This window comes from Candidatus Zixiibacteriota bacterium (assembly GCA_019038695.1).
Classification (GTDB): domain Bacteria; phylum Zixibacteria; class MSB-5A5; order GN15; family FEB-12; genus B120-G9.
In genome coordinates this window covers 71,369-86,041 of record JAHOYZ010000003.1, presented here as the reverse complement: position 1 = coordinate 86,041, position 14,673 = coordinate 71,369, and the positions used below count along the sequence as shown (strand labels likewise).

Annotated in this window: 14 protein-coding genes; 3 read left to right on the top strand and 11 right to left on the bottom strand. The window is 50.6% G+C overall.

Annotated features, from left to right (window positions below; translation table 11 throughout):
- Window positions 1-76 precede the first annotated feature (76 nt).
- The 11 genes from KOO62_01005 to KOO62_00955 form a co-directional block, all read right to left on the bottom strand.
- Window positions 77-1,099 (bottom strand): rod shape-determining protein, encoded by a 1,023-nt coding sequence (locus KOO62_01005; protein MBU8932561.1) that lies wholly within the window; start codon window positions 1,097-1,099, stop codon window positions 77-79.
- 146 nt (window positions 1,100-1,245) lie between these two features.
- Entirely contained in the window at window positions 1,246-1,992 is a 747-nt protein-coding gene (locus tag KOO62_01000; GenBank protein MBU8932560.1) for an AsmA family protein, read from the bottom strand.
- Between the two features lie 175 nt (window positions 1,993-2,167).
- The gene (locus KOO62_00995) at window positions 2,168-2,773 is read right to left on the bottom strand and encodes a hypothetical protein (GenBank protein MBU8932559.1); all 606 of its coding nucleotides are present in this window, start codon (window positions 2,771-2,773) and stop codon (window positions 2,168-2,170) included.
- Window positions 2,767-3,789, bottom strand: coding sequence for a hypothetical protein (locus tag KOO62_00990; protein ID MBU8932558.1), 1,023 nt, complete (start codon window positions 3,787-3,789; stop codon window positions 2,767-2,769). Before KOO62_00990 ends, KOO62_00995 begins: the two co-directional genes overlap by 7 nt.
- Before the next feature lie 294 nt (window positions 3,790-4,083).
- The gene (locus KOO62_00985) at window positions 4,084-4,833 is read right to left on the bottom strand and encodes a sodium ion-translocating decarboxylase subunit beta (GenBank protein ID MBU8932557.1); all 750 of its coding nucleotides are present in this window, start codon (window positions 4,831-4,833) and stop codon (window positions 4,084-4,086) included.
- A 129-nt stretch (window positions 4,834-4,962) separates the two neighbouring features.
- Window positions 4,963-6,915 carry a phosphoenolpyruvate carboxykinase (GTP) gene (locus KOO62_00980; GenBank protein MBU8932556.1) on the bottom strand — a complete coding sequence of 651 codons (1,953 nt, stop codon included), beginning with the start codon at window positions 6,913-6,915 and terminating at the stop codon, window positions 4,963-4,965.
- 577 nt (window positions 6,916-7,492) lie between these two features.
- A complete protein-coding gene (locus KOO62_00975; GenBank protein ID MBU8932555.1) occupies window positions 7,493-7,732 on the bottom strand; it encodes a hypothetical protein in 240 nt (79 codons plus the stop codon).
- Window positions 7,729-7,941, bottom strand: coding sequence for a hypothetical protein (locus KOO62_00970; GenBank protein ID MBU8932554.1), 213 nt, complete (start codon window positions 7,939-7,941; stop codon window positions 7,729-7,731). The genes KOO62_00975 and KOO62_00970 overlap by 4 nt, the downstream gene beginning before the upstream one ends.
- A 260-nt stretch (window positions 7,942-8,201) precedes the next feature.
- Window positions 8,202-9,404: a 6-phosphofructokinase gene (locus KOO62_00965; protein MBU8932553.1), complete on the bottom strand. Its 1,203-nt coding sequence runs from the start codon at window positions 9,402-9,404 to the stop codon at window positions 8,202-8,204.
- Window positions 9,405-9,532: 128 nt separating this feature from the next.
- Window positions 9,533-10,042: a flavin reductase gene (locus tag KOO62_00960; GenBank protein MBU8932552.1), complete on the bottom strand. Its 510-nt coding sequence runs from the start codon at window positions 10,040-10,042 to the stop codon at window positions 9,533-9,535.
- Window positions 10,043-10,114: 72 nt separating this feature from the next.
- On the bottom strand, window positions 10,115-10,402 hold the full coding sequence (locus KOO62_00955; GenBank protein MBU8932551.1) for a Smr/MutS family protein: 288 nt from the start codon (window positions 10,400-10,402) through the stop codon (window positions 10,115-10,117).
- A gap of 155 nt (window positions 10,403-10,557) precedes the next feature.
- On the opposite strand from KOO62_00955, the gene KOO62_00950 reads away from it, so the two are divergent.
- From KOO62_00950 to manB, 3 genes are all read left to right on the top strand, one after another.
- Entirely contained in the window at window positions 10,558-12,018 is a 1,461-nt protein-coding gene (locus KOO62_00950) for an MFS transporter (protein MBU8932550.1), read from the top strand.
- A gap of 15 nt (window positions 12,019-12,033) precedes the next feature.
- Window positions 12,034-12,795: an HAD family hydrolase gene (locus tag KOO62_00945; GenBank protein ID MBU8932549.1), complete on the top strand. Its 762-nt coding sequence runs from the start codon at window positions 12,034-12,036 to the stop codon at window positions 12,793-12,795.
- A 529-nt stretch (window positions 12,796-13,324) separates the two neighbouring features.
- Window positions 13,325-14,668: a phosphomannomutase/phosphoglucomutase gene (manB, locus tag KOO62_00940; protein ID MBU8932548.1), complete on the top strand. Its 1,344-nt coding sequence runs from the start codon at window positions 13,325-13,327 to the stop codon at window positions 14,666-14,668.
- The last annotated feature ends 5 nt before the right edge of the window (window positions 14,669-14,673 follow it).

Sequence of the window (14,673 nt, the reverse complement as noted above, 5' to 3'; positions counted from 1 at the left end):
CTGAAGACAGATTTCGACCTTGGCTCTGGGGTTTTAGCAATCAGTGCGTTTTTGAGAAGGGACTTACAACAGTCTCTCAGTCTTTGCGGCTGCGCTCAAGGACTTTGGAATAGGCGCTGAAATCCTCCAGTACCTTGCCGGTTCCGCGAACAACACAGGTCAGAGGATCGTCGGCTACGATGACGGGAAGATTGGTCTCCTGGCGCAGGCGTTTATCGAACCCACGCAGGAGCGCCCCGCCGCCAGTGAGAATGATCCCGCGCTCGAGTATATCAGATGCCAGTTCCGGAGGTGTGCGCTCAAGAGCCTGACGAACGGCCTCCACTATAATATCAACCGTTTCGGCCAGCGCTTCCCGCACCTGAACCGATGAGAGTTTAAGATTCTTCGGCACACCGGCCACCAGGTCGCGCCCCTTGACTTCCATGGAGAGTTCTTTATCCAGTGGAAAGGCCGAGCCAATCTTGAATTTTATCAGTTCGGCAGTCAGTTCGCCAATGAGAAGATTATAGTTCTTCTTGAGATACAGGATAATAGCTTCGTTCATTTCGTCGCCGGCAATGCGAATTGAAGTGTCATTGACGATCCCGTTGAGGGCAATGACAGCAATCTCTGATGTTCCGCCGCCAACATCAATAATCATTGAACCGGAAGGCTGCTCTACCGGCAAGCCAACGCCGATAGCAGCGGCCATTGGTTCCTGAAGCAAGTAGACCTCACGCGCTCCAGCATTTTCGGCCGAATCGCGTACGGCGCGTTTTTCTACTTCGGTAATGCCGGACGGAACGCAGATCACGATCCGTGGCTTCATCAAGTACTTGTGTTTGACGACCCGGCGAATGAAATCGGCAATCAGTTTTTCAGAGATTTCGAAATCGGCGATGACGCCATCTTTGAGGGGACGAATCGCAGCAATGCTGCCGGGTGTTCGTCCGGTCATCTCCTTGGCTGCCGATCCGATTGCCAGAACTTTGCCGGTCGATTTCTCAATGGCAACCACCGAGGGCTCGTTGAGTACTATCCCCTGGTTGCGGACGTATACCAAGGTGTTGGCAGTGCCCAGGTCAATTCCGATGTCATTAGAGAGAGCGTCAAACAGTCCCAAAATCTATTCCTTAGTCAGTTCTCGTTGCACAAACATACCTATGCAACTTATCGTAAGCCAACGCGGATAAGTTTACTATTTGTCGTGCGATCGGGCAATATAAAACTGGATTTGAAGCTATTATGAGGGGACAAAAAAGGTCACTTCAGGCCATCAGTCAACGATTTGCCTAATTCGTTGAGTTTATCCGACGCCTCCTGCTTGATCTTCTCAGTGCCCTCATCCTTCAAATCGGAAAGATCTTTCCCGAATCCTTCGGGCAAAACACCACTCCCTGCAGACAGGGCTTTTGTGGTCAACGCTTGAACGACCGTGGCGGCCAACTCGCCAATCGTAGCACCGCCATCACTGCCGACGTCGCGAATGGATATGTTCTCTACCGTGTAGGACTTTTCATAGGATTTACCCAACAAGTTTAGGGACCCAGTCACTTGTATGTCCCGCAGCGCCACCAGCCCGATGCTCAGTTTCTGTTCCTCGTCGGACGATTCCCCCATGTCCAGTTGCTTGATTTTGTCCAGCAAGATACGATAGTTGCCCATCTTGTCGATTTGTTCCAGGTTGAGTTCAACCCCTTCTATTATGAAGGAGTCGATGACTATTTCATCATCCAGGACAGACCCCGCCTCGACATCGAACATCATGCGACGAAAGGACAGAAAGTTATCACCTTCAAATCCTTCGGGGTTGGCAATGTTGAGATTCTTCAATTCAAGACTGCCGCCACCGATTTCGAGACTGGCCGAACCGAGATCCGTTTCGACTCCCAGGGCGTAGGTGCAACCAGTCTCAACTGCCCTTTCAACCAGTGCGTTTCGCACAAAAAAGATCGTCACCAGTCCCAGGACTACAACTACAATAACGGAAAAGAGGATTTTTTTGATCATGACATATTACACCTTTCACACGCCGGTTCTACTTTACAGGATGTGATAACAGGTTGATCTCTGCCACACAAGATTGAGTTTTGGGTTACGCTCCGGTTGGAATCAGGTAAGACCTTACTGTTCAAACTTGGTCCAAACGTAGTATTCTGGTTTCAAAACTATCAATCCAATTGCATCAATACTCTAGATAATTCAATGAGACGGCCAATTGCCAGGAATCATGATCGGCCTTAAGATTGATTACGTCATTCAAGCAGCCAACATTTCTGGAAAAGTTCAACTCAAATCCAACACTATGTTTTACTTCGTACCCCAGGCCGAGATTTATGTTTATTCCGGATGAAACTCCATCGGCACTCCCGATGCCAACTTCTTCTATACCAAGGCCAATAGGAATGCCTACTGACATTAGCATGATTAGTGATGGTGATCTGTCATTGACGTAGTAACTGACTCCGATAGCAGGGAAGCCATTATACCATCCGCCATTGTCAAAGCCAAACCATTGCTTGCCTGTATAGTAAAGTATCACATGATCTGACAGCCCGGCTCCAATCTTGAAATCCGTGTACAAACCAAGCAGATCTACATTATCGGATCTGCTCGAATAATCGGCACTATAGCCAGCAGAAAACACTCCAGCCCCAACTCCATAGCCAAGAACAAAGCCCTCGTGTTTGTTGTCAAAACCTTGCACTGTCGGCTGATCAAACAAAATGAAAACGACAATGAGAAATAGATAGCAAACTGTTGGCGAACCGCTCATCTTGCAAATTACCATCGCAAATCCACTCCTGCTCTGATGCATCTGAAATCGGGCATATGTTCAGATAGAAAGGCATACCATCGAAATTCGGTGTTGATTGCAAACCCTGATATTGTAACAATATCGGCACCGGCTCCGACACTGAAGCCCATCACTGAATGGCCAGTTATCAGTGAAGTTGGTCCGCCGATTACATGAAATCGTTGGTACTTTCCATGCGTATACTTGATTAGCGCTGACGTGAAAACATGTTTCTTGATTGAATAAACGCGATTATCATACTCCGGATAATAGCGAAAGAGCTTCTTTGCTTCAGTGTATCCAATTTCCGGTCCGAATGAAAACTTTCTGGTAACAGCAATGAAGTAGCTCAAGTTGATAATGAACGAATCATAATAAGGGGATGGAATGCTATTGTAACCGTATTTCAAGCCTAAGCCACCCGTGTTATAGTTGGCCTGGTTAGATACAACGAACTTCAATGACCCCGACTCTGTGTTAAGTGGGTCTGGTGAAGACTGATTACGATCATAAATCAGTTTCCAATCCTGCTCTGGATCATCAAACAGGATGCCCAATATGGCTCCAGCACCCGCACCCATTACGCCAAGCACCGGATACACTCCGCCTCCGGGAGTGTCACGTGAGTCTTGTGTCGAAGCCTTCCAGATACCTGCAGCAAGCATGCCACCCAAGGCACCAACTCCGGCTCCGATTCCCGACGCTTTAGAGGTCTTACCTTTGGTCGCCCATAGCATCTCGATTGATTCAGTTGTTATAGTTTTCGTTTTAAAATTTACCACCAGGAAGAGAGTTTCATTTGAGAATCTGACATAAGACCCTATGATCTCATTACCCTCAACATCAGAGCATTTGATTAATTCTCCATCCTGGATCGCAAGAGATTTCTCAACAGGATTACTGTCATAAGAATGATCATCCGCCACGGCGGAAATTGGCTGTTTTGAGACTGTCAGAAACACTAGAGAGAAAAGTGCAACCTGCGATACACGAGGCATATGTATTTTCATTGTAACCTCCCAACAAAGATAGGCAAGCGCGTACTCTATGTCAATACAGCAGCCTCAGATTATTCAGTGCTGATCTTTCTTGGGAACTGTCACATGTTGCGAGAATAATGAGGGAAAAAGATAGCGACCATTGCGAGCTAACAGCTGACAGAGTCCACCTCAACCCGCGATTCGAATGGCGTGATAAACTGGGGGTCCTTCGAATCTGTCTCTATTCGGAAGAAGCCATCTGACAATGCCTGATGGTCACCAGGCGGCTGTAACACCGCCTGGTATTGGTCACCAATAATTTAATTAACCCAGCAGCGACAGGAATACGCCAGCAGCAACCGCAGAGCCGATCACACCAGCCACATTGGGTCCCATAGCCGGCATAAGCGGATTGACTTTCCCGTTGGTTTCTTCAGAAACGAAATTCTGTACCACCCGGGCTGCCATCGGAACCGCCGAAACACCGGCCGCGCCTATGCAGGGGTTGATCTTCTTGTCCTTTGAAAGGAAGAGATTGATGATCTTGGCGAATATGATACCACCAGCGGTACTAAACGAAAATGCTACCGCGCCAAGTACCAGAATAAGAAGCGTTTGGTAGGTCAGGAAATTGGCACCTACCATCGTGGCTCCAACCACCAATCCCAGGAAAATCGTCACGATGTCGATCATCGGACCACCGGCTGTTTTGCGCAAACGTTCAGTTACGCCGGACTCGCGGAGGAGATTACCAAACATGAGCATCCCTATCAACTGGGCGCTCGATGGAATCGCCAGCGAGGCCACAATGCCGGTCACCAATGGGAACAGGATTGCGGCGGTCTTGGAAACGGGTTTGGCCTGAGGCATGTCAATGGCCCGTTCCTGTTTGCTCGTAAGCATACGCATTATAGGCGGCTGGATAATCGGTACTAGCGACATATAGCTGTAGGCGGCCACAGCAATCGGTCCCAGCAGGTGCGGAGCCAGTTGACTGGCCAGGAAAATCGACGTCGGACCGTCGGCCCCGCCAATAATGCCAATCGAGGCAGCTTCCTGTGGCGAGAAGCCCACTAAAAGTGCGGGCGACCCGGTCTATGGGTGGTGAGCTTCCAGGCGACCGCGTTTTCTGATAGAGTTGAGAAAAAGAAGAAGGGCGTCTCCGTTTGGAGACGCCCTTCTCAGAAGTAAGTCCAGTGGATCTTATAGCTGCTGGGGCTTGATCACCGCCCCGTGCTTGGCCTTAAGGCCTTCGAGACCTACCTTCTGTTCATTGAGCACTTCGAAGAACTTTGCCGGGATGTTATCCTCGGCCCGGAAAGCCTCGTCCTGAAGATCTATTCTGGCAATGATCTTGTCGACGTAGACCGAAAATTGCATGGTGTACAATTCCTCGGGATAGTCCTTTTTGATCACTTCCTTGAATAGCTTCTTCAGGTCGTCGTATTTCGGCAGGAAGCCGATCGGCGTATCCAGCGCCTCGACTTCGCCGTGGGCATAACGATCCAGCCAGCTCAGCCAGACCGGCACATCCCGCTTCTCACCGAGCAGGCCCTTACCGGAACCGCCACGCTCTGCGCGGGTCAGAAAATAGTTTAGTCCGGCCGTAATCGGGCGGCCTTCATCGGAGAACCTGGAATTGTTGAAGAACTTGAACTGGGCATCCATGTAGTCAGCCAGAGAACCGGGGATGAATGGTGCGTTGGCCCACGGTTGACGCTTCACACCGGTAGCGCCGATCTCGGTGGCGGTAGCCGCTGAAACGATAGACGCACCTATCACCACGCCATAATCAGGATTCTTGGAGACCCAGATCGGTGGCATCGTGTCTGCGTCACGGCCCGAGTACGTGAACACCTTGACCTTGGCACCTTCGGGGCTCTCACCAACTTGTTTGTTGTAGGTAGAGATTTGGTCACATCGAAGGGTGCATCGTGAATTGGGGTGCGAGATCGGAATCGGCTTGCCGTCAGCATCAGTCTTGCCTTCGAACCACTCACCCTGGAAATTGACACCCTTCTTGGCTTGCTCTTCGCCGTTGCCGGTCCAGTGCGGCTTGCCATCGTCGATCAGGACGTTAGACCAGATCACTTCACTGCCTTCCTCGCGGAGGCACTTCATCAAGTGGGGATCGCCTTCGCGGTTAACATCGGCCACGATTCCAAAGATACCCTGTTCCGGGTTTACGGCGCGGCAATTACCGTCCTTGTCGATCCAGATCTGAGCCAAGTCGTCGCCGACAAACTCGGTGCCGGCCATAGCACTGGTTGTTTTGCCGCAGCCGGACGGGGCTGCTCCGGCGAAATAAGTCTCCCGGCCGCCAGGGCCTTTCATGCCGGTGATGAACATGTGCTCAGAGAGCTCGTCGCCGTGTTTATAGTAGGTGCTGTAGTCGACCGCGAAGCGATGGTTGCCCTTCTTGAGCAGGAGGGTGTTACCGGCGTAAGTGCAGAAAGTCGAGAAAGTGGTAAACCAGCTGCGATCCATCAGGATGCGGGCGTTCTGGAGGTCTTCCGGCGTGTTGTCACCCTCGGAGTGGACGTTGGTGAAGAAAATACCTTTGCGCTCGACTTCGGCATCGAACTTGTCATAGCAGTTCCGATACAGGAGATCGCCGGAGTGGAGAACGTAGGTCGACGATGAAATCTGGATGGCCGGTATAGTGCCAACGGCCCCGACAGGACCGCGGGTGAAGAAGCCGAGCATCATGGTCTTATCGGACATTATGCCAGGCAAGTACTTCTTGACATAGTCCATCGCCTCAGCCCGTTCCATCTTTTTGGCTAGCGGGCTTAGCTTCTCACCCTCGTTAACGATGTAGAAGGTTTGCTTAACCAGACGCCCCTGCTCTTTGGCAAGGTCGAAGTGAATGGTATGACCTTTGATTGCCAAAGCCCTTTCTTCGCCCTTCTTCAGAGAGTATTCGCGGACCCACTGGGAATCCGCTTCGGAACCGGTGTGAATAAAGACATCCTTAGGCTGGCACATAGCGATCGCATTGGCGACCTTCAGTCGGGCCTCCTCGTTCTTGATCTTGGACAGCTTGGAGAGGGTCTCCGCATTCAGAGTCTTCTCGAAAAGAGCATTAGCTTCTTCAATGGACTTGATACCGCCGACGACCGACAGAATGTCGTCGCCTTTTTTCAGTTCTAACATGTTGATCACCTTTTCTATAAATCGGACTAACTGTTTTCCGCGTCTCGCAATATCGTGAGACGATCCTTCAGAATCATCGGCCCAATGTACATAGAAGTCCATGCGATGGCAACTTATTATTGACGGAGTGGAGCTGACCTTCTGCAGCGGGGGCGAAACCGGCAATGAGACCCGTCAACTCACGCTTGGATGTCATTGCTGCCACCGGGGGGAGGGTTGTGGCTCGAATACCCTCCCCTGGAGCCCACCTGAGGATTGTGTCTGCAAAACACTGATGTTCAGCACGCGGACAGAAACGTGTTGGTCAAATGGCGCGGCACCGGATCGACCGTTGCGCCTGGTTGACACGACGATCCAGAACAAGCAACAGTCACGGAGAGCCCACAAACTCTATCGTTTCCAGGCTGAAGACACACTTGATCGAAGACAGACTTGCTCCTGAAGCAGATCCGATGAGACGGCTAGGATACAGTCACATTGCGACGGAAGTCCTTGCGCCACAACACGAGAATGGGGTCCCCCAAGTTGACCTGCCGAAACTCGATTTGCTCGGAGTCCTTCGGAGTGTGTTCACTTGTCAGGCGGCGTGGCAGCAGGCAGGGACGATGAACCTGATACTTGGTAAGAGACCGTCCAATTCGGTTATTAGTGCCCCGCCACCGAACTCGAAATGGCGAATACCAACTTCTTTGGTCGAGTCCACCATAGCCGGCAGGATATCCTGGAGACGAACCTTGCCTCCGAAGGAACTTTGCAGGCCATCCCGAAACGGGGTGAACATCACCCGAATTTTCTTAGGCTTCTTAGTGAAAATCATTTCGTCTCCTCTATCTCAGTTACTTTTGTACCTGGGAAAGCGGATGAGACAGCCGAAGTAACGATTGCCACCATTGTGGCGTCGATCCCGAGTGCCTTCTGAGGGAATACAGCGGTGATGATTCGCATGATGATGGCAAGTACCGAAAGCAGGGCGAAAACCATCGTGAAAGCTGAGATGCAGATTAGCCAAAGCTCTACAGATTCCATTGCGTATTCTCCCGTAGGTTATTTTCAGAAAGATGACCCGCGACGGGGCTGAAAGGGGCGTAGAGGACAAACCTACCCACATTTACGGTCCACATAAGCGGCCAATAGACACTCTTTGACCAAAAGATCAAGCGTATCTGGTGGGGAAAGTGGTTTTTTTCTAGGCTGGGGGGACCACTTGGCCATGGACAGGGTGCGGAACACAGCCGAAAGAGAAACCTGCCCCACATTTGGCTGGAAACTGAGGTGGGTAGCTACTGTTAATCGCTCGTCATAATGAACTGCGGCAGCATCTCGAAACTCTTGTACTGGGGGCGTAGCCGTTCCATGTTGTAGTGCTTCTCAATGTTGACAAATTTCTTAGTGCTGGTGACTACGTCAATAGGGACATTGTCGTAGCGGCCGTTTTTCAGGACCACCAACCGACCGTGAACTCCTTTGAGTGTCAGGTCCAAAGCCAGGTTGCCGTAGGCCATAGGAACAATAGAGTCGATAGCGTCGGGGTCGCCTCCTCGCACAAGGTAGCCCAGCTTCTGTGTGATAGTCCTGATTGGCTTCCCATGGTTGAAACTGGGTGACAATTCGGTCAGTTTGGATGATACTATGTCTCCAATTCCACCCAATTTAGCATGTCCGTAGGCATCTTTGGCCATGTCCTTATAAACCATTTCGCCGCCTTGAAACATAGCTCCCTCCGACACCAGCACCACCGAATACTTGCTCGGATTCTCACGGCGGTCATAGGTGAGCAGTTCGGTCAATCGCTCAATATCAAACTTGTGCTCAGGAATGACACACCGGTTGGCTGCTCCGGCCATTGTTGGCAGCATGGCTGTAAAACCGGCGTAGCGGCCAAATACCTCCAGCACGAGGAATCGCTCATGTGATCCAGCCGAGGTACGGAGACTGTTGGTCATTTGTATCGTTCGGGTAACGCAGGTGCTGAAACCGATGCAGTAATCGGTCCCGGGGACATCGTTGTCCATTGTCTTGGGCATAGCAACGATTTTCACCCCTTCCTGATAAAGACGGACCGCATAGCTGAGAGTGTCATCCCCCCCAATTGGCATAAGATAGTCGATACCAAGGAAATCAAGATTCTTCAGAACCTCCGGCGTCAGGTCGTTCATTTTGGAAGCATAGTTGTCTTTTAGATGCTCCGGAATGTTCTCCAGACCCACATGCCCAGGATGGGTACGGGAACTGTGCAGGAAGGTGCCGCCGGTACGCCCGGCCTTGTTGACGATCTCTTCGGAGAGGATACGAAAGCAGTTGCTGTTGTCGACGTCTTTGTCACGAACCAGGTCAACCAGACCCGCCCAGCCGCGTCTGATCCCGATAACCTGAAAGCCCTCTCTGATTGCTCTGATCGTAATAGCTCTAATGGCCGGATTCAACCCCGGCACATCACCGCCGCCGGTCAGTATTCCTATAACACCACGTTTGGACTTGATATTCGTCACTGTCTATGCCTCCGTATTCCGTTTAGAATCGTTGGGCTCCTGTTAAATCCCGGCTCTCGTCGAAGGTTGCCTACGGCAACCTACTATGACTGATTTCGGTCAAACGTCTGCTCAACTTGACGATACAATCACCTTGTCAGGCACTGTATGATCTCACCGATGTACATCCGGTGGTAATCCTTGTCGGGATATTCGTCGTGTATCTTGCTGTCGAGAAAATGTTCCGGGTCAAGATCGTGGGTGTAAATCTTGCGGCAGTCCAACACCAACCTCGCCTCTGAGAAATAGACAGACCCAGTAAATCCTTCTATGGGGGTCATGCCTGGCAGTGACATCTTGTCAACATCACGGCCTGATTTTGTCCCGCAGAGTTTGAGCGTGTCGCGGTAGGTTTCGTCAAAAAACGTCAATGTGAAGCTATCAGTTTTCTCAAGGAACGAGTATGTGTGCCTAACCGGTCGAACAAAACAGATGGCTATCTTCTTGCTCCACAGTTCTCCCAATGCCCCCCATGAGGCAGTCATAGTATTATATGATTGGAGATTTCCGGCCGTGACAAGCATCCAGTCGGTGGAAATTAGTTTGAAGGCGTTATCGGTGATGAGACAGGGATCGATTGGTCGTAATGTGCTAGGCATCCGTTTTCCTCTCTCTATTTGGCATATACTTTCTCTACACTGGGTGGTACACAGCCTGCTGTGTGTTCCGTCCTACTCATCCAATGGTTTCAAATCCACGACCGTCGCGCCCCAACTTCCTCCAGAGCCACCCTCATGGCGGAATGATACAACATTGGGGTGATTCTCAAGCAGACTTTGTACAATCCTTCTCTTTACACCCTTGCCTTTTCCATGAACGATCCGCAGGCTCGAGAGCCTTTTTTTTAAACATACATCAATGTACTCAAGGGCGACTTCGAGCGTATCGGCCGGGGCAAAAAGGTGCAAATCGAGGGTGCCGTCAATCGGGAATTCAACCGGTTCATCGTTGGAGGACATGGCTAATATCAGAATCCTTTCATCAGCACTTTAGCTATCTAAGATAGCAGAGTTCAATTGCTGACGCCATAACTGAATTTGTCGCCGGGCTTGACCGATCTACTTTGATGTGTTTTCTTGCGCGAACATATTTCGACCCTACACGAGGAAAACTCATGGCTTCTTCCGCTGCATACGACCAGAATCCCAACCCGGGGCTTATGGCCCAGATGGCATCCCTGTCATGGCCTTTCTGGATGGTCAATATTATGGAGATGTTCGAGCGTCTTGCCTACTACGGTGTGCGCGTCGTTATCCCGATCTATATTGCGCAGGCCGATGAAATCGGTGGCCTCCACTTCACTCAGACCGACAAGGGCATAATATTCCTCTGGTGGGCATTGTTTCAATCACTCACACCAATGGTATCCGGTGGGTTTGCTGATCGCTACGGCTACAAGAAGACAATAGCCGTCTCAGTTTTTATCAAGGTTCTGGGCTATATCCTGATGGCTACCCAGACAGAGTTCTATCCTTTCCTTTTCGGTTGCTGCACACTGGCGCTCGGGACGGCTATTTTCAAACCCGGCGTTCAGGGAACGATGTGTCAGTCCCTGACTAAGAAGAACTCATCTGTGGGTTGGGGTACGTTCTATATGCTGGTGAACATTGGCGGCTTTCTGGGACCACCGCTGGCGCATTATCTGTACGGCATTTCATGGCCGGCAGTTTTCTACGGTTGTGCGGCTATCGTCTCCCTAAACCTGTTGATGCTGTTTACCTACAAAGACCCATCAGCCGGCGGCGAACAGAAGGGAAACCCGTTCCGAGTTATAATCCTCACTTTCAAGAATATAGTCAACCTGCGTTTGATCGTATTTATCCTGATTATGTCCGGGTTCTGGCTGATGTTCATGCAGCTGTTTGACATGCTCCCAAACTTTATTGTCGATTGGGTTGACAGTTCGAAATTAGTAGCTGATCTGCATCTTCCTGACTTCATGCTGCAACAAAATTCAACACGTGGACCACAGCTTTCGCAGGAGTGGATGATCAATGCCAATCCGGGATTAATAATCCTGTTCGTAGTTTTCCTCAATTTCCTTGTCTCACGAATGAGGCGAGTTCACTCAATTTTCATTGGAATCACGATTGCTTCCTTTGGGTTAGTACTGGCCGGGTTTACCGCCACGGGGTACATGTGTATGCTCGGTATTCTCGTCTTTTCAGTGGGTGAGATGTTGTCGTCGCCCAAAATGAACGAGTATCTCGGTGTTATTGCCCCCGAAGGTCAGAAAGGGTTGTACATGGGGTATGCCAACATTCCCCAGGGGATAGGCTGGGGAATAGGTTCGTTGTTCGCTGGTCATGTATATGACCGGATGGGCGACAAAGCCAATCTGGCCATTGATTACCTGGCCAACAATTATGGAATTGTGGATGTTGCTCGTACGGACGCCATGACCAGATTGATGACGGCGACCGGTATGGATGCCATTGACACAACGAAGTTGCTCTGGGATACCTATCATCCGTATGAACTTTGGTATCAGTTCGCGGCAATTGGTGTTGTCTCGGCGGTCGGGATGCTGTTGTATTCTGCGTGGGTCAAGAAATACGAAGCCCCGGATGTGTAAGAGCAAGGGACGTTTGTGAATTCCCCCGGAGCATTCTTCGATCTATACGGAACGCTGCTTCTCTATGGCGATATGAACGCCGCCTGGTCGGACTGGCTGACCGCGCTGTACAAGTCACTCCAAGGACAGGGCGTGGCTGGTGATCGACAGTGGTTGGCGGAACATTGTGATGGGTTTTTCAGTCGTCCCGAACCACCAATCGAACCTGATGGACTGACAGTCTACGAACGGCGTATTGGGCGGCTGTGTCGTGACATACGTCTGGAGGTGTCAAAGACCGATCTGAGCCAGGCTGCACAAGTATCAATCGAGGCCTGGCATCAATATATTTCATTAGATCCAAATTCAATACCACTGCTGAGCCAATTGAGTAACAATCGGATATTGGCTCTAATAAGCAATTTCGATTATCCACCGCAAGTATATGTTATGCTTTCCAAGTTTGGGTTGGATAAGTTCTTTGACGTGGTTGTGATCTCAGGGGAAGTGGGCATCAGTAAGCCCGATCCTGGCATTTTTGACCTCGCCTTGCAGCGCACTGATGCTGATCCTGTAGATACGGTGTATGTGGGGGATACCCTTAACGATGTCTCCGGGGCGTTGGCGTCGGGGCTACGTCCCATTCTTATCGACCGACCATCCGATCCTCGTACTGATGAGGCCACCGAGTTCAGGATTAATCGTGAAGCGGGCGAGACCAATGCGGCAATGTTAGCGCGCAACATGGGTGCTATTGTGGTTCGTAGTCTGGCTGAGGTGGCGACGGTTCTTACCTGAATTGTAGGACAGGAGCCCTTTGCGCTCCTGCCAGAAAACAGGCGATGCCTGGCGGAACCACCAGGGGGTTCCGCCCTACTGAACGGCACTAAACAAGAACGCCCCTCAGGACGTTGATATACTGGCCTTATGTCGTGTAGCCCGCCCCGGCTACCTGGAGCCAGGGCGGGTTTTCCCCCTTGCGCAGGCACGCGGACAGGGTTGTACGCGTGCCTGTCTTCTCTTCTCAACTGGCGATTATCCGGGTCCGATGAAGTAGACCACATGCTTCTCGCCTGCATCAGGCAGAACACCACTTGTACAGAAATATGACAAACCGTCGTGCGATCGACAATAAGACTGGGATGCGTCATCCCTCACAACAGACAGTATACTTAACGAAGGTCGTGACGTCAAGGTCTATCCTAGTATCTGATTCATCTAGTTAAGTGTATCAAACACCCGAGTGAAGTTGTTTGGCCTGGTAGCCGCATGTTAAAGATTGACCGGAGTCGGGATCGATTCTATTCTAATAAAAAAGAGGTGAGAAATGGATATCAATAGCTCTATCTTCAAAGCCTACGATATACGTGGAATAGTACCCAATCAAGTGAATTCGGAAGTTGCATACCAGATCGGCTATGCCCTGACCAGTGTGCTCAAACCGAAATCAATTGCGGTCGGTCGAGATATGCGATTGTCTTCTGATGATTTGTTCGAGAGTCTCGTTCGCGGAATTAACGACGGTGGTGTGGACGCAGTTGATCTCGGGCTGGTTTCAACCGATGGTCTCTATTTTGCGGTGGGTAAGTTTGGATTTGACGGTGGCGTGATGATCACCGCAAGTCACAATCCCAAAGAATACAATGGATTCAAGATTTGTCGTGGTGGTGCCGAACCTCTGTCCGGGCAGGATGGACTCAATCAAGTCCTGAAGTTCATTCAGGACGGTAATCCGATGGCAAAATCTCCGGCACCGGGTGTAATCATCCGCAAAGATATCTCTGACGATTATGCTGCCCATTGTCTGTCGTTTGTCGATGTTACCAAAATCCGGCCCTTCAGGATAGTTATTGATGCCGGTAACGGTATGGCTGGGACCACTCTTCCACCGGTTCTGGAGCGGCTGCCGGTGAATGTGGATAGGCTGTTTTTTGATCTTGATGGCAGTTTTCCTAACCATCCCGCTTCGCCGATTGAATTGGAGAACCTCCGGGACTTGTGCCATCGGATAGAAGAAGTCGATGCCGATTTTGGTGCCGCTTTTGATGGTGACGCAGACCGTATGTTTCTGGTTGACAAGAACGGTCGTCAGGTCGGAGGTGATATGGTCACGGCTCTGGTGGCCAAGTCGCTGTTATACAAGCATCCAGGTGAAACGATTCTTTATAATCTCATATGCTCCCACGCTGTCCCGGAACTTGTTGGTAGGCTTGGTGGTACGGCTGTACGCACTCGTGTCGGTCATGCCCTGATCAAACCACTGATGAAAAAACACAACGCCATCTTTGGTGGTGAGCACTCCGGGCATTTCTATTTTCGAGACAACTGGTTCGCCGATTCCGGCTTGATAGCGTTTTTGGTTTGCCTGGAATTGCTGTCGACAGAAAATCGCCCACTTCATGAGATGACAGCAGAAATTGATCCGTATGTTCGTTCAGGCGAAATCAACAGCCGGGTGCACTCAATCGAGGAAGTGACGGACCGGGTCCGTGATGCATTCGCTGACGCCGAGCAGGACACTATTGACGGGCTGACAATCACAGCCAAAGACTTCTGGTTTAATCTTCGCCCCTCAAATACCGAACCTCTGCTTAGACTGAATGTCGAAGCCGGAGACAAGGCTACGCTCGACAGCAGAGTTGCACAGTTGCTTGAAATTATACGGGTCTGATAACG

Coding starts and splice junctions, on each gene's coding strand:
- KOO62_00955 (MBU8932551.1), bottom strand. CDS start 10,402: ATGTCCTCCAACGATGAACCGGTTGAATTCCCGATTGACGGCACCCTC.
- KOO62_00975 (MBU8932555.1), bottom strand. CDS start 7,732: ATGATTTTCACTAAGAAGCCTAAGAAAATTCGGGTGATGTTCACCCCG.
- KOO62_00980 (MBU8932556.1), bottom strand. CDS start 6,915: ATGTTAGAACTGAAAAAAGGCGACGACATTCTGTCGGTCGTCGGCGGT.
- KOO62_00970 (MBU8932554.1), bottom strand. CDS start 7,941: ATGGAATCTGTAGAGCTTTGGCTAATCTGCATCTCAGCTTTCACGATG.
- KOO62_00960 (MBU8932552.1), bottom strand. CDS start 10,042: ATGCCTAGCACATTACGACCAATCGATCCCTGTCTCATCACCGATAAC.
- KOO62_00995 (MBU8932559.1), bottom strand. CDS start 2,773: ATGGTAATTTGCAAGATGAGCGGTTCGCCAACAGTTTGCTATCTATTT.
- KOO62_00950 (MBU8932550.1), top strand. CDS start 10,558: ATGGCTTCTTCCGCTGCATACGACCAGAATCCCAACCCGGGGCTTATG.
- KOO62_01000 (MBU8932560.1), bottom strand. CDS start 1,992: ATGATCAAAAAAATCCTCTTTTCCGTTATTGTAGTTGTAGTCCTGGGA.
- manB (MBU8932548.1), top strand. CDS start 13,325: ATGGATATCAATAGCTCTATCTTCAAAGCCTACGATATACGTGGAATA.
- KOO62_00990 (MBU8932558.1), bottom strand. CDS start 3,789: ATGAAAATACATATGCCTCGTGTATCGCAGGTTGCACTTTTCTCTCTA.